This window comes from Paenibacillus sp. FSL R7-0179, from assembly GCF_038002265.1.
GTDB lineage: Bacteria > Bacillota > Bacilli > Paenibacillales > Paenibacillaceae > Paenibacillus_AQ.
Window position 1 is genome coordinate 2,288,545 of the sequence record NZ_JBBOCC010000002.1, and the last position, 22,847, is coordinate 2,311,391.

The 22,847-nt window shown below is 54.0% G+C and carries 23 protein-coding genes and 1 riboswitch; of the genes, 13 read left to right on the top strand and 10 right to left on the bottom strand.

The genetic code is table 11. The features are described from left to right. Positions 1-27: 27 nt before the first annotated feature. The 5 genes from thiM to MKX63_RS26370 form a co-directional block, all read right to left on the bottom strand. Positions 28-825 (bottom strand): hydroxyethylthiazole kinase, encoded by a 798-nt coding sequence (gene thiM / locus MKX63_RS26350; RefSeq protein ID WP_341021347.1) that lies wholly within the window; start codon positions 823-825, stop codon positions 28-30. 23 nt (positions 826-848) lie between these two features. Next, positions 849-1,934 (bottom strand): ABC transporter substrate-binding protein, encoded by a 1,086-nt coding sequence (locus tag MKX63_RS26355; protein WP_341021349.1) that lies wholly within the window; start codon positions 1,932-1,934, stop codon positions 849-851. Then, positions 1,931-2,707, bottom strand: coding sequence for an ABC transporter permease (locus MKX63_RS26360; protein WP_341021350.1), 777 nt, complete (start codon positions 2,705-2,707; stop codon positions 1,931-1,933). Before MKX63_RS26360 ends, MKX63_RS26355 begins: the two co-directional genes overlap by 4 nt. Beyond that, the gene (locus MKX63_RS26365; protein ID WP_341021352.1) at positions 2,688-3,458 is read right to left on the bottom strand and encodes an ABC transporter ATP-binding protein; all 771 of its coding nucleotides are present in this window, start codon (positions 3,456-3,458) and stop codon (positions 2,688-2,690) included. The genes MKX63_RS26360 and MKX63_RS26365 overlap by 20 nt, the downstream gene beginning before the upstream one ends. 131 nt (positions 3,459-3,589) lie before the next feature. Continuing rightward, positions 3,590-3,692: riboswitch (TPP riboswitch) on the bottom strand. Between the two features lie 66 nt (positions 3,693-3,758). Further along, positions 3,759-4,415 carry a TetR/AcrR family transcriptional regulator gene (locus MKX63_RS26370; protein ID WP_341021354.1) on the bottom strand — a complete coding sequence of 219 codons (657 nt, stop codon included), beginning with the start codon at positions 4,413-4,415 and terminating at the stop codon, positions 3,759-3,761. Between the two features lie 182 nt (positions 4,416-4,597). Here MKX63_RS26370 and MKX63_RS26375 point away from each other — a divergent pair, with 182 nt between their 5' ends. The 4 genes from MKX63_RS26375 (at position 4,598) to MKX63_RS26390 (ending at position 8,572) form a co-directional block, all read left to right on the top strand. Beyond that, positions 4,598-6,118 carry a DHA2 family efflux MFS transporter permease subunit gene (locus MKX63_RS26375; RefSeq protein ID WP_341021355.1) on the top strand — a complete coding sequence of 507 codons (1,521 nt, stop codon included), beginning with the start codon at positions 4,598-4,600 and terminating at the stop codon, positions 6,116-6,118. A 163-nt stretch (positions 6,119-6,281) separates the two neighbouring features. Further along, complete coding sequence (locus MKX63_RS26380) at positions 6,282-7,136, top strand: amino acid ABC transporter substrate-binding protein (protein WP_341021356.1); 855 nt, start codon at positions 6,282-6,284, stop codon at positions 7,134-7,136. Further along, complete coding sequence (locus tag MKX63_RS26385; RefSeq protein ID WP_341021357.1) at positions 7,136-7,804, top strand: amino acid ABC transporter permease; 669 nt, start codon at positions 7,136-7,138, stop codon at positions 7,802-7,804. Before MKX63_RS26380 ends, MKX63_RS26385 begins: the two co-directional genes overlap by 1 nt. 18 nt (positions 7,805-7,822) lie before the next feature. Then, positions 7,823-8,572, top strand: a complete 750-nt coding sequence (locus MKX63_RS26390) for an amino acid ABC transporter ATP-binding protein (RefSeq protein WP_341021359.1) — start codon at positions 7,823-7,825, stop codon at positions 8,570-8,572. Between the two features lie 571 nt (positions 8,573-9,143). Here MKX63_RS26390 and MKX63_RS26395 read toward each other — a convergent pair. Further along, the gene (locus MKX63_RS26395; RefSeq protein WP_341021360.1) at positions 9,144-9,818 is read right to left on the bottom strand and encodes an S-layer homology domain-containing protein; all 675 of its coding nucleotides are present in this window, start codon (positions 9,816-9,818) and stop codon (positions 9,144-9,146) included. Positions 9,819-9,903: 85 nt separating this feature from the next. Continuing rightward, entirely contained in the window at positions 9,904-10,479 is a 576-nt protein-coding gene (locus MKX63_RS26400) for a hypothetical protein (RefSeq protein WP_341021361.1), read from the bottom strand. Positions 10,480-10,766: 287 nt separating this feature from the next. On the opposite strand from MKX63_RS26400, the gene fur reads away from it, so the two are divergent. Next, positions 10,767-11,240: a ferric iron uptake transcriptional regulator gene (gene fur / locus MKX63_RS26405; RefSeq protein ID WP_036729146.1), complete on the top strand. Its 474-nt coding sequence runs from the start codon at positions 10,767-10,769 to the stop codon at positions 11,238-11,240. 84 nt (positions 11,241-11,324) lie between these two features. Here fur and MKX63_RS26410 read toward each other — a convergent pair whose 3' ends face one another. Further along, complete coding sequence (locus MKX63_RS26410) at positions 11,325-12,005, bottom strand: TIGR00266 family protein (protein WP_341021362.1); 681 nt, start codon at positions 12,003-12,005, stop codon at positions 11,325-11,327. Positions 12,006-12,186: 181 nt separating this feature from the next. Between MKX63_RS26410 and MKX63_RS26415 the strand changes: the two genes are divergently transcribed. Beyond that, positions 12,187-12,402 carry a hypothetical protein gene (locus MKX63_RS26415; protein ID WP_341021363.1) on the top strand — a complete coding sequence of 72 codons (216 nt, stop codon included), beginning with the start codon at positions 12,187-12,189 and terminating at the stop codon, positions 12,400-12,402. A gap of 3 nt (positions 12,403-12,405) precedes the next feature. Here the strand turns inward: MKX63_RS26415 and MKX63_RS26420 are convergent, their stop codons facing one another. Then, on the bottom strand, positions 12,406-13,224 hold the full coding sequence (locus MKX63_RS26420) for a helix-turn-helix domain-containing protein (protein ID WP_341021364.1): 819 nt from the start codon (positions 13,222-13,224) through the stop codon (positions 12,406-12,408). Between the two features lie 312 nt (positions 13,225-13,536). Here MKX63_RS26420 and MKX63_RS26425 point away from each other — a divergent pair, with 312 nt between their 5' ends. The 7 genes from MKX63_RS26425 (at position 13,537) to MKX63_RS26455 (ending at position 21,448) form a co-directional block, all read left to right on the top strand. Continuing rightward, positions 13,537-14,304: a sugar phosphate isomerase/epimerase family protein gene (locus tag MKX63_RS26425; protein ID WP_341021365.1), complete on the top strand. Its 768-nt coding sequence runs from the start codon at positions 13,537-13,539 to the stop codon at positions 14,302-14,304. After that, complete coding sequence (locus tag MKX63_RS26430; RefSeq protein ID WP_341021366.1) at positions 14,297-15,394, top strand: Gfo/Idh/MocA family protein; 1,098 nt, start codon at positions 14,297-14,299, stop codon at positions 15,392-15,394. Before MKX63_RS26425 ends, MKX63_RS26430 begins: the two co-directional genes overlap by 8 nt. 48 nt (positions 15,395-15,442) lie before the next feature. Next, on the top strand, positions 15,443-16,513 hold the full coding sequence (locus MKX63_RS26435) for a Gfo/Idh/MocA family protein (RefSeq protein ID WP_341021367.1): 1,071 nt from the start codon (positions 15,443-15,445) through the stop codon (positions 16,511-16,513). A gap of 40 nt (positions 16,514-16,553) precedes the next feature. Further along, the gene (locus MKX63_RS26440; RefSeq protein ID WP_209985768.1) at positions 16,554-17,522 is read left to right on the top strand and encodes a sugar phosphate isomerase/epimerase family protein; all 969 of its coding nucleotides are present in this window, start codon (positions 16,554-16,556) and stop codon (positions 17,520-17,522) included. Positions 17,523-17,526: 4 nt separating this feature from the next. Then, a complete protein-coding gene (locus MKX63_RS26445) occupies positions 17,527-18,498 on the top strand; it encodes a phosphotransferase family protein (RefSeq protein WP_341021369.1) in 972 nt (323 codons plus the stop codon). A 263-nt stretch (positions 18,499-18,761) separates the two neighbouring features. Continuing rightward, a complete protein-coding gene (locus MKX63_RS26450) occupies positions 18,762-19,832 on the top strand; it encodes an ABC transporter ATP-binding protein (protein WP_341021371.1) in 1,071 nt (356 codons plus the stop codon). A gap of 182 nt (positions 19,833-20,014) precedes the next feature. Beyond that, positions 20,015-21,448, top strand: a complete 1,434-nt coding sequence (locus MKX63_RS26455; protein WP_341021373.1) for a glycoside hydrolase family 43 protein — start codon at positions 20,015-20,017, stop codon at positions 21,446-21,448. A 116-nt stretch (positions 21,449-21,564) separates the two neighbouring features. Here MKX63_RS26455 and fabF read toward each other — a convergent pair whose 3' ends face one another. Continuing rightward, complete coding sequence (gene fabF / locus MKX63_RS26460; RefSeq protein ID WP_341021374.1) at positions 21,565-22,803, bottom strand: beta-ketoacyl-ACP synthase II; 1,239 nt, start codon at positions 22,801-22,803, stop codon at positions 21,565-21,567. Positions 22,804-22,847: the final 44 nt, after the last annotated feature.

Sequence of the window (22,847 nt, forward strand, 5' to 3'; positions counted from 1 at the left end):
CTTGTTCTCTCCTTTGGGGTGCACGTTTTAGGCTTCGAGCAGCTTCAGCCGTGAGCGGCTGCTGTATTGCTCCGGGGTCACCAGCGCCAATTGGTTCAGGAACCCAATTTGGAAGCTGCCCGGACCTTGGTCTTCAGCCGCCTCAGCAGCAAGCTCTGCTGCCACGCCGTAGAAGGAGAGGGCCTCGGCAGCCGCCTCAAGCACATCGCCTCCGCATACGGCAAGAAATGCACCCACCACAGCACTTAACAGGCAGCCGGTTCCGGTCACCCGGGTCAGGATGGAGTGCCCGTTGCTGGCGATATAAGTGCTCTTGCCGTCTGTGATGATGTCTTCCTTGCCGGTGATAATTACGACACAATTCAGCTTCTGCGCCGCCTTATTCGCTAGAGCGACTACATCGCCTTCGCCTGCTCCGGCATCCACGCCTTTGCTTGCCCAGCTCACCCCGGCTACATTGGCAACCTCGGCCACATTGCCGCGAAGCGCTGTAAGCTGAAGCTCACTGAGCAGCTTAGCCGTAACATCGGTGCGGTAGGCGGTAGCCCCGGCTCCAACGGGATCAAGCACGAGCGGCACATGGTGGCGGTTAGCAGCCTTGCCGGCTTCGATCATGGAAGCAATGGCGGCTTCATTCAGTGTGCCGATGTTCAGCACAACCGCCCCGGACATGGCGGCGACATCCGCTACTTCTTCAATGGCATCGGCCATGAATGGCGAAGCTCCCAGAGCCAGCAGCCCGTTCGCAGTGAAGTTAGCAACTACGATATTCGTGATATTATGCACCAGCGGGTTCGCCTGGCGTACTTTGGACAGATAAGACATATGAATTCCTCCTAAAGATGTAATTAAAAATTAATAAAAGCATTCTTAACATCCACTTCTCCAGCCAGCAGGCCGTTCTCGCTCAGCCACTGGTTCACCTTCTCCCATGAGGCGCTGTCCTGGTAGCCGAAGGGCTGGGAACCGGCATCCATCAGCGGCAGCAGGATCTCCAGACTGCGCTTCTCAATCTTTTCATCCAGCGGGGCGGTGTCCTCCTGATGGGCGAGCAGCAGCTTCAGCGCTTCATCCGGGTGACCGGCTACATACTGCTGGCCTTTTCTGATAGCATCCACGAATTTCTGATAAAAGCCCTGTGAATCCTGCAGTCCCTGCTCACTGGCGACCAGCACCAGCTCATAATAATCCGGGACCCCGTAATCCACGGGATTGAAGGAACGGACCGGATGGCCTTCCTGCTCCAGAATCAGCTGCTCATGATTGATGAACCCGCCCATAATTCCATCTACCCGTCCGGTGGAGAGAGCAGGAATCAGCTCAAAGCCAACATCGACCAGCTTGAGGGAGGAAGGGTCCCCGCCGTCGCTCTTGACCATCGTATTCAGCATCGCTTCATATAACGGAACGGAGGAATATCCGGCTTGTCTGCCTGACAGCTCTCCCGGGCGGGTAATGCCGCTGTCTGCGGCTACCATGAGATGATTCAGCGGGTGGCGCACCAGCGCAGCGATCGACTTGACCGGAATCTGCTCGCCACGTGCCATCAATACCTGCGGCTGATAGCTGAGTGCCAGATCCACCTTTCCCGCCGCCACCAGCTTCAGTGCATCATTGGTATCGGCCGGCATCTGAATCTCAACCTCCAGACCTTCCGCAGCGAAATAACCTTCAGCCTCTGCCGCGTACAAAAAAGAGTGAACAGCATTGGGGTACCAGTCGAGCATAATCGTAAGTTTATGGGCTCCATCTTTAGCCTCAGCCCCTGCCCCAGAGGTGGCGGTAGTAACAGCCGGAGAGCCGGAGGCCGCCGGACTATTCGTATTGGCGCAGCCTGCCAGGACAGGCAGCATACAGAGCAGCAGAGCGGACAGCAGCATGGCTGGCCTTGAGATTGCATGGTACAGATAACGGGTATAGCGGATAGTAGTCATGAATAACGTCCTCTTTTCTTCAGAATAAACTTCTCCAGCGCGGCGACTGCCAGAAACAGCAGGATACCGAGTATAGATAACAAGACAACAGCAGCGAACATCTTGGCGGTCTGGAGATTCCCGGCCATTCTGCGGCTGAAATAGCCCAGCCCTTCGCTGCCCCCAAGCCATTCCCCGATCGTTGCGCCAATCACACAGTACACTGCCGACAGCTTTAGCCCGGAGAAAAAAGAAGGCAAAGCCAGCGGAACGCCCACCTTCCTTAGAATCTGCCAGCGGTTCGCGCCGTACGTCAGCAGCAGCTCCCGGTAGGCGTCTGTATTCTTGGACAAGCCATCATAGGTGCCAATGACCACCGGAAAGAAAGCGGTCAGGAAGACAACGGCGACCTTGCTCCATAAGGTGTAGCCGAACCACATGATGAACAGGGGCGAGAGGGCGATCAGCGGAACCGTCTGGCTGATAATCAGCAGCGGATACAGCGCCTTGGCCAGCGGACTGAACAGGTGCATGGCGGTTCCCAGCAGGCTGCCGCAAATCACCGACAATGCGAAGCCTGTGAGTACCTCCAGCAGTGTAGCAGGCAGATGCACCCCGAATAACAAGCGGCGTTCCTCCAGTAAGGCCTTGCAGATGGCGGACGGAGCCGGAAGGATGAAGGGAGGAACCAGCCCCAGGCGGGCTACAGTCTCCCATACCGCAAGCGTCAGCAGAGCGAGAAGGACAGCCGGAGCGTAATGCTGGAGCAATCTTCTAGGGGCGGCGGTTCTCATATAGCTTCAGCTCCAATTCCTGGCGCAGGGCGGCGAACTGCGGTTCATAGTTCAGACTGTGATGGCGCGGACGGGGGAGGGCGGTTGAGAATTCCTGCATACCGCTGCCCTCCCGGCCAGTCATTAGATAGATTCTGTCACTAAGCAGGAGCGCCTCCTCCAGATCATGGGTGATGAACAGCACTGTCTTGTCCAGCTCCGCCCATAACTCCAGCAGCCAGCGCTGCAGCGAGCGCTTCGTAATGGCATCAAGCGCCCCGAACGGCTCATCCAGCAGCAGCAGGTCATTCCCGGCCGCCACGGTGCGGAGGACAGCCACACGTTGGCGCATTCCGCCGGACAACTCCTGCGGATAAGCTCCTTCGGTCCCGTCAAGGCCGAAGCGCTGCAGCAGGGTGCGGATCTCGGCCATAGCGGCTGCTTTGGGACGGCTGCGCTTGAGCTCCCAGGGCAGCAGACAATTGTCCATTACGGTCCGCCAGGGTAGGAGGAGATCCTGCTGCGGCATGTAGGCGACACTGCCCAGTCTCTTCGCTGCTGCAGCGGACTCGGCTCCGTTCAGCATAATCCTGCCGCTGCCGGGCTCCAGCAGACCGGCGATGATTTTGAACAAGGTGCTTTTGCCGCATCCGCTTCCGCCTACGACAGATATGAATTCGCCGCGCTGCACATTCATGGATAGCCCTGAGAAGACGGGGGTCCGGGATGAACCGGTCCCGAAGGCATAGGACAGATTGCTAATGTTGATCATAAGACTATGTATGAAGCCTCCTCGGATTGAAATATTTACTGCGCTGAACACCAAAAAGCCCCATTCATTCCCGGAGGCAATGAATGGGGCGGAAGGTACAGTCAGCTGCGGCCCTGTGACGGGAACCACTGATACATTCTGCTCCACTTCCCTCCGCTGGTATGATCCAGATCAGGTTCAAAGGGTCCGGAGCTTAAGCTCCGTCTCAGTCGGCCGACTCCCCTAGTGAATAATGCTGCTATTAAATTCGTAATTGCTACTTAATATACCACAAATTCCCCTCTTGTAAAGAGCAGGCGGTCAGCGTTTTGCCAGTCCGGTCACGAACAAAGCGACGATGCCCCTGGAGATGTCGAGCTTGGAGGAGTGGTGCCGCTTCTGCTCATACAGGTACAGATCGGGACTGAGGACAGAGATTAAGGCCGTAGCCGCAAAGGCCGGATCAATGTCAATAATCTCACCGCCCGCCGCAGCACGCTGCAGCAGCTCTGTTATCATCACCCCCAGCCGCTGGAAAAAAGGATGCTCAAACTGGGTCAGCTGCTTCTTGCCGGTGAACTCGGCTTTGATCATATTCAGCAGCTCGGCATATTGCTCAATGAAATCGGCAATCTGCTCAATGCTGCTCTGCAGCTGAGCTAGCGCCGGAGCTTCACCGGCACTGGCAGCGACCTGCTGCTCCAGACTGGACAGGAATTGATCTGCGCTGCCCTTCAGCAGGGCAGAACAGATCTCACCCTTGTCCGTGAAACGGCGGTACAGGGAGCCTTGCCCTATACCTGCCCGCTTGGCAATGCTGTACATGCTGACCGCCTCAAGTCCGCTCTCGGTGAATAACTGGCGGGCAGCTTCAAGAATCCGCTGTACATAAGGATCGGCGGACTCCGGCGGGGAGGATTCTATGGCTTGCGGAGCTGACGGAGGGAGCTGTGCAGCATCGGTGTCTGGCTTGTTCATGAGGACCCCTTTCAGAAATGAATCAGTGATTTACAGAAAAACAAATAAAAGAATTGACACAACGGACAATTGTCCGTAGACTATGAATTGCAATTACGGACAGTTGTCCGTTCACTCATTATATAGAACAATCTGCCCGCAGGTCAATGTAGAACGCGGACAGCTTTAGGAGGAGAAGAGACATGGATCAGACCTTGAAGCAGGAAGCCGATTTCCGGCTGTCCAGCATTCTGGTTCCGCTGCTGGCCATTATTGCAGGCGTATTTATGGTTGTGCTGGACAGTACGGCAATGAATGTAGCCTTGTCCAGGCTGGTAGTGGATTTCAAGACGGATCTGCATACGCTGCAGTGGGTAGTTACGGGTTATATGCTGGCTCAGGCTTCCGTTATCCCGTTGTCAGGCTGGCTGTCTGACCGGTTCGGAGCCAAGACAGTCTTCCTGACGGCGGTCATTGTGTTCACGGTAGGCTCGATTCTGTGCGCTACACCAAGCAGCGCCGAATGGCTGATTGTGTTCCGGGTCATTCAGGGACTTGGCGGCGGCTGTGTGCTCCCTGTCGGGATGGCCTATGTGTACAGACTTGCTCCCAAAAGTAAGGTTGGCGTAGTCATGGGCATTATGGGCATTCCCGTTCTGTTCGCACCGGCTATTGGTCCGGTATTGTCGGGCTGGCTGGTTGAATACCATTCCTGGCGCTGGATCTTTCTCATTAATATTCCAATTGGCATCATTGCGGTGCTGATTGGACTGCGCAAGCTGCCGAATGCGGCGAAGAACAGCGTGCCCGGCATGGATAAGTTCGGTATGGTTCTGGGTCCGCTGGCCTTTGCTTCGTTAACCTACGGGGTTAGCCAGGGCGCCCAGAGCTGGACCTCCGAGAAAACGCTGATCGGGCTGCTGCTGGGCGCTGTGGCGCTGATCGCTTTTGTCATCGCAGAGCTGCGCTCCAAGACACCGCTGCTGGAGCTGCGGATTCTGAAGTCCGTAGATTTCACGACAGGAATCATCGTGCAGTGGATCGCCCAGTTCGGCTTATACGGCGCGTTATTCCTGCTCCCGCAATTTCTGCAACAGGCCCGCGGCTTCGGTGCATTTGATACCGGTCTGACGCTGCTGCCGCAAGCGATCGCTTCCGGGCTGATGATGCCGATTGCCGGGATACTGTTCGACCGGATCGGTGTGCGCTGGCTCGTGGTCTGCGGCCTTAGTCTGGTCTCCGGGGCGTTATTCCAGTATTCGCATGTAGACCTTACCACGCAGAGCCGGGACCTGATCCTTCCGCTGATCATGTGCGGGGCGGGCATGGGGATGATGATGATGCCGATGAACACGCATCTGCTCAACAAGGCGCCTAGCCACCTGGTGAACCGGGTAACCTCGCTGACGAACTCGATGCAGCAGGTAATTACTTCGCTGGCCGTTTCGACGCTGGTTACCATTCTGACCGCAAGAACAACGGCGCGTGGCATAGAGATGCAGGAAGCGGCGGCGGCTGCCGGGAAAAGTTCCGCAGGCGCTTCACAGCAAGCGTTGCTGCTGGCTAAGCAAACCGTATTATCGCAGGGCTTCGCGGACACGTTCCACATTATGATGTTTGTCGCGCTTGGCGGTGCGGTCCTTGGACTGCTGCTGCGCCGGGGCCGCCATTCTGGAACAGAACGTTCTAAGGAGAAGGCAACGCCAGAAATCATGCACGTATAGTAATACCCATATAGAAGCAGAGCTTATGTTGTCCATAGAGCAGCGATTCTCCTTTTCCGGGAGGGTCGCTTTTTGTGTTGCAGGAGCAGAATTTGGGGCAAGCTAAGCTATGGGAAATCAATATACGGTGTCTATAAAGAAGATACGAGAGGGGATTCATCGAATGAAAAAACTTAGTCTGACTATTATGCTGCTCCTGACCATAGTCACGGCTGCGGCTTGCGGAAGCAACAATAATGACAAGACAGCAACGGGCGGCAATACCGGGGCTGAACCTACGGCAGCGGCTACAGAGGGCGCAGCTTCCGGGCAGCAGAATAGTCTGGAGGCCGTCAAAGCCAGCGGCAAGCTGCGCATCGGAACAGAAGGAACCTACGCACCGTTCACCTTCCATGATGCGGACGGCAAGCTGACGGGCTTCGATGTCGAGATTGCCGAGGAAGTGACCAAGCGTTTGGGTGTGAAGCCGGAGTTCATTGAGACACAGTGGGACGGAATTTTTGCCGGGATGGATGCGAAGCGCTTCGATGTGATCTTCAATGAAGTCTCCATTACCGATGAGCGTAAAGTGAAATATGATTTCTCCGATCCGTATATTGTCTCCAAGGCTGTGCTGATCGTTCCTGAAGATAATCAGGATATCAAGACCTTCGCTGATCTGAGGGGTAAAAAAGCCGGCCAGTCGCTCACCAGCAACCTCGGCAAAATCGCCACAGACAACGGTGCCGAGATCGTATCCACCGAGGGCTTCAATCAGGCGATTGATCTGCTGACCTCCGGCCGGATCGATGCTACCGTCAATGACGGCTTGTCCTACCTCGACCTGAAGAAGCAGAAGCCCGGTGTCAAGATCAAGAAGGTGGATGAGATTGCCGAAGGCTCGCATAGTGCTGCAGTTTTCCTGAAAGGGAACGACGAGCTGGTGCAGGCAGTGAATGAAGCGCTGACCGCTATGAAGAACGACGGAACCTACCTTAAAATCTCTGAAAAATACTTCGGCGCTGACGTATCGAAATGATGGATGACCGCCAAATACAAATATTTCTCGATTCACTGCTGCCTCTGTTCAAAGCCGGGGTGGCTTTTACCCTTCCACTTGCGGTAGCATCCTTTATTCTGGGTCTGCTGCTGGCGGTGGTTACTGCACTTGCCCGGCTGTCCTCCTGGAGGCTTCCGAGGCTGATCGCGCGTTTCTATGTCTGGGTGATCCGGGGAACGCCGCTGCTGGTACAGCTGTTTATTATTTTCTATGGACTGCCCGCCGCCGGGATTGTGCTTGATCCGTTTATCGCTGCTGTGATCGGGTTCACGCTCAGTGTCGGGGCTTATTCCTCGGAGATTGTCCGGGCTGCTATTCTGTCTATCCACAAAGGCCAATGGGAAGCCGCGTTCTCTGTGGGGATGAGCCGGAAGCAGGCTCTGCGCCGGGTGATCTTGCCTCAAGCTGCCCGCGTGTCGGTTCCGCCGTTATCGAATTCTTTTATTAGCCTGGTTAAGGATACCTCGCTTGCGGCCAGTATTACCTATGTTGAGATATTCAGAAAAGCCCAGCAGATTGTGGCGACATCTTATGAACCCCTGCTGTTGTATTGCGAAGCAGCGCTGTTCTATCTGCTGTTCTGTTCCGTATTGTCGGCGCTGCAGAATTACTTGGAGAAGCGGCTGGACCGGTATTCGGCCAGTTAAGGTTAAGGAGGCACACGCATGATTGAAATACGCGGTTTACATAAGTCCTTTGGCCCGCTTGCGGTGTTAAAAGGGGTAGATCTTACCGTTCCACACGGCCAGGTAATGGTCATTATCGGACCTTCCGGCTCCGGCAAAACCACACTGCTGCGCTGCTTCAACCTGCTGGAGACCCCCGACAAGGGCAGTCTTACGCTGAACATGATTAAGCTGGATTTCACCCCAGGCGCCATAATTCCACAGCGTACCGTACTCTCCCTGCGCCAGCAGACAGGAATGGTGTTCCAGTCGTATAATCTGTTCCCGCATATGACGGCGGTCGGCAATGTCATGGAGGGCCAGGTCACGGTGCAAAAGCGTTCCAAGGAAGAAGCGCGCAGCAAGGCACTGGCCCTGCTGGACAAGGTGGGTCTGGCAGACAAGGCAGATGCGTATCCGCATCAGCTGTCCGGGGGCCAGCAGCAGCGTGTAGCGATCGCCCGCGCCATGGCTGTGGAGCCGGAGGTGCTGTTATTCGATGAGCCGACCTCGGCGCTTGACCCTGAGCTGGTCGGCGAGGTGCTGAAGGTCATCAAGCAGCTGGCCCGGGAAGGAATGACGATGGTCATCGTCACCCATGAGATGAAATTCGCGGCCGATGTGGCCGACCAGATTATCCTGATGGATAACGGAATTATTCTGGAGCAGGGCACCCCCCGGGAGGTTCTGGAGCAGACGAAGAACCCGCGTGCCCTGCAATTCTTGAACCGCTTGAGCGGGGAAGAGTGACTTTGTTTCTGAACGTTGCTCAAGCTGAAGGTATGCATACAACCGGTTGCATTGGCTGATACAACGGTACATGAACCAATGTGTATTAAAAACAGCATACATTGTTCTCGCAAGCAGGCATATGGACCTAATGTATGTCAAAAACAGCATACATTGTGCCCGCAGCAGGCATTTGGTCTGAATGTATGTGGAAAACAGCACACATTGTACCCGCAGCAGCCATATGGACCAAATGTATGTGAAAAACAACATACATTGTGTTTACGCGAAGATGAGGTGGGTGGCGAACGTAACGAAGAAGTGCACTTGAATCTGTGTTTGTAACTCCCCCTCTTAAACAGCGGAGCGGGCGGAATGACCCGCGGAAAAGCGGAGCGATTGGAACAACATTCCGTTTGCGGAGCGTGCTCCTAAGCGCCGCCGTAATATATACTCAGCAATGCTTCATCTCATAATAAGCCTACGTATTTCCTGCCCAAAAAACAAGGCTGCCCCTAGCCGTAACGGCTTCCGGGACAGCCTTTTATCTATCATACGCGGGGGAAGCGTTATGAACAAACCTAACCTTCATTTACTTCTGTGTGCCGCCATCGCTTACGGACTTCAAGTAGTCCAGCGTGTTGTACAGCATAACTGCTGCTTCAGCGCGGGTAATGGTGCTCTTCGGATTGAACTTGCCGCTGGCATCAAGGGTAGTGATCTTGTATTTCAGCGCCCGCTGAATGCTGCCCTGGTAGGAAGGGTCCAGCGCGTCTGCATCTGCAAGCGTAGCCGGGACGAGATTGATCATCGGCAGGTTACCGGCCTTCTCCACAGCTTGAACCAGCATACTGGTATACAGCTCTTTGGAGATCGGCTTCGCCGGATCGATATTGGCCGGGATATTCACACCATTATAGTGCGCATTGATGAAGGCTTCCGCGTACCAGGCATTGTCCTTTACTTTGGAGAAAATAGCACTGGCCTGGGGGGCCTTATTGAAATCAATTGCGGCCAGGCTAAGCTGCAGACCACCGGAGATGAACTGAACACCTTGTGCAGTCGATACTATAGCTCCGGGTAGAAACTGTGTGTCTGATATTCCTTTGATCCGTCCTTGCTCCTTTAGTGTATCTATTTTATCCTTGCCGCTTATACTGCCGATATCCTTGAAGCTGCTGCCGGCTGCGAACATCTGCCCACTGAGCGAGAAGGAGAGTAGGGTGGCTGCGGTTATAGCTGCGATGGTGTATTTTCTCATTAACATTTGAATTCCACCTCTATTATAGGTTGGGCCGCTTGGCCTGTATCAACTCCCTTGACGGAATAAGGTTAGAAAAGGTTGCAGCGCTCTACATCATTTCCTGAAACAGCAAATTGCGGTAGGGGTACCGGCTGAAGCGGGTCTTGAACAGCAGCGCTATTCCGCTTTCTTCAATCGTTACGGATTTCAGTGTCGTTGTCTTCACATGGCTGCGCACCAGCGCCCTTACCGCCCGGTTGTCTTTACGCCGGATGGCAGCTGCCATAGCTTCCGCGAAGCTCCGGTTAACCGCAAGCTCACGGTACAGCGGGATAATGGAACGCGCTATGCAGCGGTGAGCGTCTGTATTGAAGGTGAACTGAACGGTTCCAGGCGGAATCGTCGTTCCATTGGTATAGAAGGCAACCGGCAGCGGAAAAGGGAAAGAGATAAAATATCCGATCCCGTTCGTTCCGTAATTCTCCACGCCAGCAAGTGCGGGAATGCTGTGAAGCAAGCTGCCCATCAGGTCCAGGTCGGCAGTGACAACTGCGGTTGTCCATTGCCTGGCATAACTCCGGTTTCCGGCAATTTTCCGGTAGAACGGCAGCATGGCCGCAGCTACGCTGCGCAGTACACGGGCTGTTACAAGCCGCTGCGTCTGCTTAGGTTGTACTTTCGCCATCCGGATCCTCCTCACTTTCTACAGATTTTTTCCAAGTATAAGCATGTATCGGTTACATGTGATCTTGATATAGAGTATGGGGATAGCGGGTACTTCGGAATGGGCGGACCCGGTTTCGGCAGAAAAATTATCTGTACGGGGAGTGGCGAAAGGGGGCTATTGCGGGCAAGTGATGTTATACTGGTGTCAGGACTTTTCTTTGACGGGCAAGTTTGTTATGCTTATATCGTAACGATTACTAATTATTCTGCGGGAATTGTTCTGCTTCCGGAAAGGTGGGAACCCGGGTGAACCGAGTAGCAAATATCAGCCAGCAGTTTGCGGCTCATAATTATAAGCTTACACCACAGCGTGAGGCTATAGTGAGGGTGCTGCTGGATAATGAGAAGGATCATCTAAGCGTGGAAGAGGTATATATGCTGGTCAAGCGCAGTTACCCGCATTTGGGGCTGGCGACGGTCTACCGTACCTTGGAGCTGCTGTGTGAACTTCATATTGTGCAAAAAATGAATTTCGGTGACGGCGTCGCTAGGTATGATCTGCGCGATGACGATCATGTGCATATGCATCATCACCTGATCTGCAATGTATGCGGGAAGCTGGAAGAGATCAAGGATGATTGGCTGGTGGAGCTGGAGGCGCGGGTAGCCCGTGAATATGGCTTCAGTGTGACTGATCACCGTCTCGATTTCAAAGGCACCTATAATAGCTGTCAAAAGAACGGCTGCAAGGGCGACAAGGACTGCCGCGCCGTCTCATAAGCACATTGGCAACGCACAGAAGGCGCAGGGCTGAAGTTCAGCCTGCGCCTTCTTATTTGTATGCCAGCAGGCCGGACTCGACTGCTACGAGCGGTTTGGCACAAAGGATTTGATCCAGGTTCCGAAGCTGCCGGGATTGCGGGTCTGAACCAGAATCACCCCTTCGCCGCGGAACCGGCAGACCAGGGCCTCGCCGCTAGTTAAGCTGTTCAGCCAGCCGGAGGCAGCTTTTTCTATCTTGTAATCCATATAATCCGGCCAAGCTACAAGATGTCCGTTATCGATGATCATCTCTTCGCCCGGTCCGAGGTTAATAGCGTGAATCGCTCCGAAGGAGGAGAGGAAGACGGTGCCCCTGCCGCTGATTTCGAGAATGAAGAAGCCTTCGCCGGAGAACAGGCCGCGGGTCAGATTCTGCATCTTGGTATTGACCTGAATGCCTTGGGTTCCCGCCAGGAAGCCGTCCTTCTGAACAATCAGCTTGTACGACCCGTCCAGCTCAATCGCCTGTACATCCCCGATTGCACCGGGTGAGAGCAGCACCTCACTCTGTCCGCGCGTGGCGGTCAGCTCCTGGAAGAAGAATTTCTCCCCGCTCAGCATGCGGCCGAGGCCGCGCATAATTCCGCCGTCTACGGTGCCCCGCAGCTCCACATTCGGTGACATGGCGACCATCGCCCCCATCTCCGCCTTGACGCTCTCGCCCGGCTCCAGCAGAACCTTCAGCATGGCGAAGGCGCCGTCATACAGCACATCGTATTTCATATAGTACTCCTCCTCATTCTTGCGGTTATTGGTTATGATCACAGGTATGTATCTTACTCTTCAAGCATACTTTACCAGATAGTCCAACTGCAAGCTGCGCAAGGATCAGAATAATGTGTTAGAATGAAAAAGACAGTGCAGCCGCACTGAATATATGAATGACGAAGGAGTGTCGCAGCTTATGGCACGGACAAGAACGCAGAAGGCGCTGCTTAAGGCAGAGCGCTCAGGCACATGGTGTGCAGAAAGAAACCGCAGACTCAATCAGGATTACGGGGCCATCTCCCAGCATGTCAGAGTTACACCCGGCAAACGCGAGCAACTGAATAAGGTCAAACACAAGGAGCGGATCTTCCATGATGGCGCTCCTTTTGCATGCCTGAGAGCAGCCTGGTAATACTTATACCTGTGCCCTGCTATGAATACGGTACTCCTTAGGCGACATGCCGAACCGGCTGCGGAAAATCCGGTGGAAATAGGTATAGTTCGCAAATCCGCAGGTCTCGGAGACATGCTCCAGCGGCATAGGGCTGAACGTAATCTTTTCCCGCGCCATATCCAGCCGTACGTCATTTACATATTTGACAATCGTGGTGCCGAACGCTTCCTTGAACAGATGAACCGCACGGGAGACCGAGATATCCACGTGACCGGCCACATCCTCAAGCCGGAAGGCGTAAGAGGCGTGCTCTTCAACGTACTGCTTCATCCGGTAGGCCAGATAAGCCTTCGGTGAGATCGCGGGCTGATCAATCATCAGCCGGTCAATCTCCATACATAGAATCTGCAGATAACAAGAAGAAATGTCCGGTGAGGAGTCCGACAAGCGGCGCTGCTCCAGCACAAGCTGGCGGAAGAGGCCGAGAATATGATCGCTCATCGGCAGGCGGAGTACCGCCGGACGCTGCTTGCGTCCCCACCATTCTTCAATCCACGGGCCGCTGCAAAAGATATGATAGTCGCCGCTCTCGATTCTCGGCTTGCCGACGGGATAGACTTCCTTATCGATACTCAGATAGTAGGGGTCATCCGGTGCGAAGAGCATAAGATCACCGCTCTCAACGGTCGTGATGACTCCGTTCTCCCTGGTGCGGCTGCGTCCTTCGGTCTGGAGCCGCAGCAAATAATACTGTACACCCTCGCTGCGTGACATATGGAATGGTTTGCGGTGGAAGGAGAATCCGGCGGAAAGAATGTGGCAAGCGGCAGATGTTGTCATGAGTCCCTCCTAGTCTGATAAATGATAAGCAGATTGTTCATGTTTTAATCATATTATTCATTTTATTATATACGCTTTCATATTACCATGTAGCTAAGCAAAAAACATACAAATGATGTGGAGAAGGCCGTATTGCGGCGCTAATCGCTACATTTACAAACTCTGGAAGCAGTGGATGAAACCAAGAGAACACATCGTTCTCCAATGTTTACAGCCCGTTTGTTCAGGTGATGCACTTCAGGGAAGGTAGCCGGGAGTGCGGCGGCAGCAAGAACAGGATAACTCCGGATCATATAAGGAGTGGAAAGAACAATGCTTAAGGTTGGATTGCAGCTGTACACACTTAGAGAAGAACTGGAACAGGATTTCGAGGGAACTATACGTAAGGTAGCCGAGCTGGGCTACAGCGGTGTGGAGTTCTTCCACTATTTCGGCCGCACGGCCGCGCAGGTGAAGGCGCTGCTTGAAGAGACAGGGCTTGTTGCTGTCGGAGCCCACCGCCCGTACGATGCGATGCTGAATGATACGGAGCAGGAGATCCGCTTCAATCTGGAGATCGGTAACCGCAATCTGATTGTGCCTTATCTGACAGAAGAACAACGGAACTGGGCGGAGGTAGCGGAGGGTCTGCGGACCATCGGCGAGAAATGCAAGGCTGCCGGTGCTGTTCTGTCTTATCATAATCATGATTTTGAATTCACGGAGAAGGTTGACGGCCAGCCGGCCTTTGATTATTTGTTCGAAGCGGTGCCTGCTGAGCAGCTTCAAGTAGAGATGGATACATGCTGGGTGTATTACGGCGGATATGATCCGGCAGAATATATCCGTAAGTACGCAGGACGCCTGCCGATCATCCACCTCAAGGATCTGAAGAAGAAAGAAGACGGCTCACCGGAGACTGTAGTACTCGGCGAAGGTGAAGTGAATCTGGCTGCGATTATTGAAGCGGCAGCTAGTGCTGGTGTGGAATGGGCAGTGGTGGAGCAGGACTTCTGCAGCCGCTCGCCGCTTGGTAGTGTGGCTGACAGCCTGAACTGGATCAAAACATACGAGAATCAAGGAGGAAGTATTCATGTCTAACAAACTCAAAATTGCTATTATCGGTTGCGGTGGTATCGCAAACGGGAAACATATGCCAAGCCTTGCCCGTCAGGAGGATGCCGAAATGGTGGCATTCTGTGATATCGTAGAAGAACGTGCCCAAGAGGCTGCCAAGACCTACGGTGCGGAAGGCGCTGCCGTATTTACCGATTTCCGTGAGCTGCTGGCAACGGGCGGATTCGATATCGTGCATGTCTGCACGCCGAATGACAGCCACTCCGAGATTACAGTTGCTGCACTGGAAGCCGGCAATCATGTGCTATGTGAGAAGCCAATGGCCAAGACCACTGCACAGGCTAAGGAAATGCTGGACGCCGCTAAGCGTACAGGCAAGAAATTGTCCATCGCCTATCAGAACCGTTTCCGCGCAGACAGCGAATATTTGAAGGGGCTGTGTGAAGAAGGGGAGCTTGGCGATATCTATTACGGTAAAGCTATTGCGCTTCGCCGTCGTGCGGTTCCAACCTGGGGCGTGTTCCTGGATGAAGAGAAGCAGGGCGGAGGACCGCTGATCGATATCGGTACCCATGCGCTGGATCTGACACTCTGGCTGATGAATAACTACAAGCCGCGTATGGTGGTAGGCTCTACCTTCCATAAGCTGGGCCAGAAGAAGAACGCCGCGAATGCCTTCGGTCCGTGGGACCCTGAGCAATTCAAGGTTGAAGATTCCGCGTTCGGCTTCATTACAATGGAGAACGGTGCTACAATTGTACTTGAATCCAGCTGGGCGCTGAACGTATCTGAATTCGGTGAAGCGAAGACGATGCTTGCCGGAACGGAAGGTGGAGCGGATATGAAGGACGGGCTGCGTCTGAACGGCGAACGTGCCGGTCGCCTGTATGAGACCAAGGTGGACCTGTCCTCCGGCGGTGTTGCCTTCTACAGCGGAGCAGCTGAGAATGAAGCAGACCGTGAAGCCCGTCTGTGGCTGGAAGCCGTAAGAGAAGACAAGGACCCGGTGGTTCTGCCGGAGCAGGCCTTCGTAGTTACCCAGATTCTTGAAGCAGTGTATGAATCAGCACGTACCGGACGCGCCGTATATTTCGACGGAAGTTCTGACAACTAAGAGCATCTCCGGGTCACGCGACTATTTAGAGAAACAGGAGTGGAATCCATGAGTTCAATCAAACATACTGTAGCCATCATTGGTTACGGCGGAATGGGAAGCTACCATACCCAATTAATCAAAGAGAGTGACCGGGTGGTAGTGACCGGTGCCTTCGATCTGCTGGAGAACCGGCGCGCCTTGGCTGAGGAAGCAGGCTATACCGCGTATGCCAGCTATGAAGACGTGCTGGCAGATCCGGCTGTGGACATTGTTCTGATTGCTACACCGAATGATGTCCACAAGGACATTGCCCTTCAGGCTTTTCAGGCGGGCAAGCATGTAGTCTGTGAGAAGCCGGTGGCCATGTCCTCGGCTGAATTCATCGAGATGCAGGCTGCTGCGGAGGCAGCCGGACGGGTGCTGATGGTGCACCAGAACAGACGCTGGGATGAGGACTTCCGCGTAATCAGGGAGATGTATGAGCAGGGGACGATTGGATCACTCTTTCAGATTGAATCCCGGGTGCACGGCGCCAACGGAATTCCCGGCGACTGGCGTCATGTGAAGGAGCAAGGCGGCGGGATGCTGCTGGACTGGGGCGTGCATCTGCTGGATCAGCTGTTGTTCATGATTGACAGCAAGGTGAGCAGTGTAAGCAGCAGCCTGAGCTTCATCCTCGGCAATAACGTGGATGACGGCTTCGATGCCGTGCTGCAGTTCGAGAATGGCATCAGAGCCATCGTGGAGGTAGGAACAACCAACTTCATCACGATGCCAAGATGGTATGTGAAGGGCACCGGGGGAACCGCAATTATTGAAGACTGGTCCCTGAGAGGCAGAATTGTAGCACCCAACCACGAATCGGAAAAGATTGAACCGACACCGATCCGCGCAGGTGTAGGCTTGACCAAGACAATGGCTCCGCCTTCAGAAGGCTCAACGGTCCTTGAAGATCTGCCTGCGGCTATGGAGATGCCCTCCAGCTTCTATGATAATCTGGCAGCTGTCATCGAAGGCACGGCGGAGCCGATTGTCAAGAATGCCGAGGTGCTTCGTGTGCTGAGACTCATTGAGGCGATCTTCGAAGCTGCGGAGCGTAATGAAACAGTTAAGCATTTCGATATCTACGGAGCTTAAGCAAGCTCCAATACGACTCTAGGAGAGGTGGAATCTGCAAATGAAACTTGGAGTATTTATGGTGTTGTTCGGCGGCCGTAAGCTGGAGGATGCACTGGATTATGTGGTCTCCAAAGGACTTAAGGCCGTTGAGATCGGTACCGGAGGGTATCCCGGGAACAGCCATTGCAATCCCAAGGAGCTGCTGGAGAATGAAGCGGCCCTTCAGGAATTCAAGCAGCAAATAGAATCCCGCGGCTTGATCATCAGCGCACTAAGCTGCCACGGCAACCCGCTGCACCCGCAGAAGGAGCTGGCAGACAAGGATCACGAGGTGTTCGTAGACACCGTGAAGCTTGCACAGAAGCTGGGCGTTAAGGTTGTGAATACCTTCTCCGGCTGTCCGGGCGATCATGAAGGCGCTAAGTATCCGAACTGGCCAGTTGCCCCGTGGCCGAATGATTACCAGGAGATTCTGGCCTGGCAGTGGGAGAACAAGGTCATTCCTTATTGGACTGAGCAGGCGGCCTTCGCTACTGCACATGATGTGAAGATTGGTCTTGAGCTGCACGGTGGCTTCTCGGTACACACTCCGGCTACCCTGCTGAGATTAAGAGAAGCTGCCGGGGATGCCATCGGGGCCAACCTTGACCCGAGCCATATGTGGTGGCAGGGAATTGATCCGGTACAAGCCATTCATATTCTCGGCCGTGAAGGTGCAATCCATCACTTCCATGCGAAGGATACCGTTATTGATCCGGTGAACGTCAACAAGTATGGCCTGACGGACATGCAGTCTTATGCGAATATGCTGGACCGCGCCTGGCAGTTCCGTTCCGTAGGCTACGGACACGATGTTAAGGTCTGGGCAGATATGATGAGCGCACTGCGTCTGGTGGGCTACGACTTTGTAGTCAGCATTGAGCATGAAGACGGCCTGATGTCCATTGAAGAGGGCTTCTCCAAAGCGGTAGACAATCTCAAGCAGGTGCTGATCGAAGAGCCGCTGTCTGAGATGTGGTGGGTCTAACCAAGTGGAGAGCTTCACAAAAGTCCAATTGAACGACTGGCAGCTAAGCCTCTTGACTGCCGCAGCCTTTGGGACAGGTGTGCAGATCCTCAGCAGCAGGGAGCTGACCGCTGGATTCTTTAATACGGCCTATGATCTAGAATTAAGCGATGGCCGATCGGTCATTCTTAAGGTGGCTCCGGACCCGGAGACAGAGACCCTGAGCTACGAGAAGGATATCATGCATGCTGAGGTGGAAGCTCTCCGGCTGGTACGTGCTGCTGGCGGTGTGCCTGTGCCGGAAGTGTACAGCTATGATGATAGCCTGCAGTTGATCTCCTGTCCGTATTTCTTCATGGAGAAGATTGAAGGGCAGCCGTATAACGAGGTGAAGGAGAGTCTTACCGAGGAACAACGGTATTCCATTGAATTCGAGCTGGGCCAGTACCAGCGGAGAATCAATGCAATTGAGGGATCAGCCTTCGGGCTGTTCGGCAAAGAGCCTGACGGGAGAGGACTCACCTGGAGGGAAACCTTCAAGTCGATGCTGCTGAATGTGCTTCAGGATGCGGTCAGGCTGGAGGCACGGCTACCGGCCAGCCAGCAGGAAATAGAGCAGGTGCTGGAGCTGTATCTGCCGGCCCTGGATGAAGTGACGCAGCCGCGATTGGTACACTGGGATCTATGGGGCGGCAACCTTTTTGTACAGGATGGGGTAATCGTATCGGTTATTGACTGGGAGCGGGCGATGTGGGGCGATGTGCTGCTGGAGTATTATTTCCGGCATTTCGAGAGCTCGGCGGCGTTCTATGAAGGGTATGGGGCAGCTTTTACCAGCCGCAATGAACTGCTGCGCAAGCAGCTATATGACCTGTATCTGGATCTGATCCTGGTGATTGAATGTTACTCGCGCCAGTATAAGAATGAGAATCATATTAACTGGGTGCATGATAACCTTGCGGAATCCTGGACACGGTTCACAACTTTGGTACTATAGCATACTTATGAGGCCGGGTCTCTTATTGAGATCCGGCTTTATGGCGGTTTGTTTTTTTGCCAACAAAGCGTTCTTCGTGTATATTTTGAGAGTGGCTGCGCAACCTGTGAGGAGCATAGCTGACATGAAATGATGGGTTACGGTGGCGTTTTCAGAAAAATCTTGACGTAAGCCCCCTAAGATAGATAAAATAATAGTATTGCGTGTTTTTTCGATATTAAGAATGAAGATCATACTTGAAAAGAAACAGAGAGGGTGACAGGATGGAGCGCCTTTTAGAGGTAAAAGACCTGGCTATATCATTCAGAACACGCGGAGGAGAAGTGCAAGCAATCCGTGGTGTCAGCTTTCATGTAAATAAAGGGGAGACTCTGGCGATTGTTGGCGAATCCGGTTCCGGTAAGAGCGTAACCTCGCAAGCCGTCATGAAGCTGGTTCCTCAGCCTGCGGGCGAATATAAGCGTGGACAGATTCTGTTCGATGGACAAGATCTGATCGGCAAGAATGAGAAGCAGATGCAAAAAATCCGCGGCAAAGAAATCGGAATGATCTTTCAGGATCCGATGACTTCACTTAACCCGATGATGAAGGTTGGCCGGCAGATTACGGAAGTGCTGTTCAAGCATGAGAATATCACGAAGGAAGCTGCCTACAAGCGTGGTGTTGAATTGCTTAATCTGGTAGGGATTCCGTCACCGGAACGCCGTTTCCAGCAGTATCCGCATGAATTCAGCGGCGGGATGCGCCAACGTGTTGTAATCGCTATGGCACTGGCGGCTAACCCTAAGCTTTTGATTGCCGATGAGCCTACAACCGCGCTTGATGTAACTATTCAGGCACAGATCCTTGATCTGATGAAGGACCTGCAGAAGAAGATTGATACAGCGATCATTTTCATCACCCATGACCTTGGGGTTGTGGCAAGAATGGCTGACCGTGTAGCTGTTATGTATGCCGGACAGATCGTCGAAATGGGTACCGCAGAAGAGATCTTCTACGATCCAAGACATCCGTACACTTGGGGCCTGCTGGCTTCCATGCCAAGTCTGGAGAGCAAGGGCTCGATGCTTACAGCGATCCCGGGTACGCCTCCCGACCTGATCAAGCCGCCTAAGGGAGATGCATTTGCCCTGCGCAGCACGTATGCAATGGCGATTGATATGGAGAAGGAACCGCCAATGTACAAGGTATCGGACTCCCATCTTGTGAAGTCCTGGCTGATGCATCCAATGGCACCGGCGGTGGAGCCGCCGGATGTTGTGAAGAAGCAGCGCCGCGTCTTGAGCAATGCCTACCCAGAGCCGGTACTTGTCGGCAATAGCGGCGATTACTAAGTTTAAATGATTAGATCAGCGTCAGGCCTTCATGGGCCTGGCGTTTTTTTTGTTATTTTGTTTTATGGGTGAATATATTTCATATAAATATAAAACAAAACTAATTAATATAAATAAAAGTATTGACTAAATCTCATTTTCCCAGCAAAATGTAAGGGTATACATAGGGAGGTTATGATGAGATGAGAAAAAGATCCTTAACGGCATTGATATCCTTATCCCTGCTGTCGGCATGCGGTGGAGGGAACCCGGAAGGGCCGCCGGAGTTCGGGAATGTATCTGTGCACGATCCCTCTGTGATTAAGGTGGAGGATACATATTACGTGTTCGGTTCGCATCTGGCCTCGGCCAAATCCAAGGACCTGATGTCGTGGACGCAGATTTCTTCCGGCGTGACGGATGATAACGTACTGATACCGAATGTAACGGAGGAGCTCAGCGAGACGCTTAGCTGGGCCCAGTCGGACACGCTGTGGGCACCGGATGTCATTCAATTGGCCGACGGTAAGTTCTACATGTATTACGATGCCTGTAAAGGCGATTCTCCGCTGTCAGCGCTAGGTATTGCCGTGGCTGATAAGATTGAAGGTCCCTACAAGAATAAAGGTATTATTCTAAAGTCGGGAATGTCCGGCATCGGGGATGATGGTGAGGTCTATGATTCTACGGAGAAGCCGAATGTGGTGGACCCTGATGTGTTTTGGGATAAGGACGGCAAGCTGTGGATGGTCTACGGCTCCTACTCCGGCGGAATCTTCATCCTGGAGCTTGACCCGTCTACGGGCTTCCCGCTGGAGGGCCAAGGCTACGGCAAGAAGCTGCTTGGAGGGAACCATGCGCGGATTGAAGGTCCGTATATGCTATATAGCCCGGAGACCGGCTATTACTACCTGTTCCTCTCCTACGGCGGGCTTGATGCAAGTGGCGGTTATAATATCCGTGTCGCCCGCTCCAAGCATCCGGCTGGCCCGTTCGAGGACTCGGAAGGTAAGGCTATGCTGAACGCCCAGGGTACGCCTGGGGTGTTGTTCGATGATCCGGCGTACGCACCTTACGGCGTGAAGCTGATGGGGAATCATGAATTTGTGAATACAGCTGAAGAAGCCGCCGGATCGGATACAGGCTATGTCTCCCCGGGACATAATTCGGCTTACTATGATGAGAAGAGCGGGAAGTATTATCTGATCTTCCACACCAGGTTCCCGGGTCTCGGAGAGCAGCATGAGGTTCGGGTTCACCAGATGTTCATGAATGAAGCGGGCTGGCCAGTTGTCGCACCCCACCGTTACGGAGGCGAGAAGATCGGCAAGTACACAGCCAAGGAGGTAGCGGGTGCCTACAAACTGGTGAACCACGGCAAGGAGATTACGGCTGAGCTGGCGGAGTCGCAGTTGGTGGAGTTGAACGCAGACGGCACGGTAAGCGGGGCAGTAACAGGTACATGGGCCTTGAGCGATGATCATAAGGCGAAGCTGACGCTAGAAGGTGCGGAGTATAGCGGGGTGTTCCTGCGGGAATGGAATGAAGCGGCCTCAAGCGAGGTAATGACATTCACGGCACTTTCAGCGGAAGGCGTTGCAATCTGGGGAAGCCATGTCTCACCGGAGACTAAGTAACCTGATCCTGTGAGCATTCTAGTCACAGCCGGCATCATACCCTTAACCATTACAAACAGCGGGTCTCCCATAGAATGGGCGATCCGCTGTTTGCTTTACATAGGAATTAGCTGCGATTACGCTTCATACTTGCGCAGAACGATTACAGCGTTGTGGCCGCCGAAGCCAAAGGAATTGGAGATCCCGATCTTCAGGTCTGCTTGGCGGGCTACGTTAGGGACATAATCCAGGTCGCAGGATTCGCCCGGCTGCTCCAGATTAATTGTCGGCGGGATCAGCCCTTCCTGCAGGCTTTTGAGCAGAGCAATGGCTTCCAGACCACCGGCTGCGCCAAGTGCATGTCCGGTCATCGATTTGTTAGCCGTGACCGGAATCCGGTAGGCCTGCTCTCCGAATAGCTTCTTAATCGCCAGGGTCTCCGAAAGGTCTCCGACCACCGTGCTGGTTGCGTGTGCGCTAATGACATCTACCTCCCCGGGACTGATGCCAGCCTCGCTAAGTGCCAGCTTCATCGCCTGGTAGGCTCCTATCCCCTCAGGATGAGTAGCCACCATATGATAAGCGTCGGAGCTTGCGCCATATCCGGTGACCTCGCCATAGATAACGGCATCTCTGCGCAGGGCATGGGAGAGGGACTCCAGGATCACAATAGCTCCGCCCTCCGCGATGACAAACCCGTCCCTGTTCCGGTCAAAAGGCCGGCTGGCCCCCTGCGGGTCCCCGTTCCGGGTAGACAAGGCGGTCGCATTGCCGAAGCTGGCCAGGGCAATCTCGGTCACCGCCGCTTCCGCACCTCCCGCAACAATCACATCGGCTCCGCCGTACCGGATCAGGCGGAAAGCTTCCCCAATGGCCGTGTTCCCAATGGAACAGGCGGTCACCGGGGAGAGTGTCGGCCCCTGTGCCCCGAGCCTGATGCTGATCATCGCTGCCGCCATATTGGAGATCAGCATCGGGATCAGGGTAGGGCTTACCCGCTCCGGTCCCCGGGACCGCAGCAGTTCGCCCTGGTCCATCAACGTCTGGATACCACCTACGCCGGAGCCCACATAGACGCCCAGCCGTTCCCGGTCCAGCTCCTCCAGCCGGAGACCGGAGTGCGTCCAGGCCTCCTCTGCGGCGGCAAGCGCGAACTGGTTGAACCGGTCCATCCGCCGGGCCTCCTTGCGGCCGAATCTGGCATCCGGGTCGAAGGCCTGCACCGAGCCGGCAATCTTGGTTTTGAAATGGGTGGTATCAAAAGAATCAATCGGCGTAATCCCCGATTCTCCTGCCGTAAGGCGGCTCCAAAACTGCTCCACAGTATTGCCAAGCGGGGAGATGACACCCATTCCTGTAATCACGACACGTTCCATCTGCTATTCCTCCTGTTATTCTGGATAAGCTTATTTTTTCATGT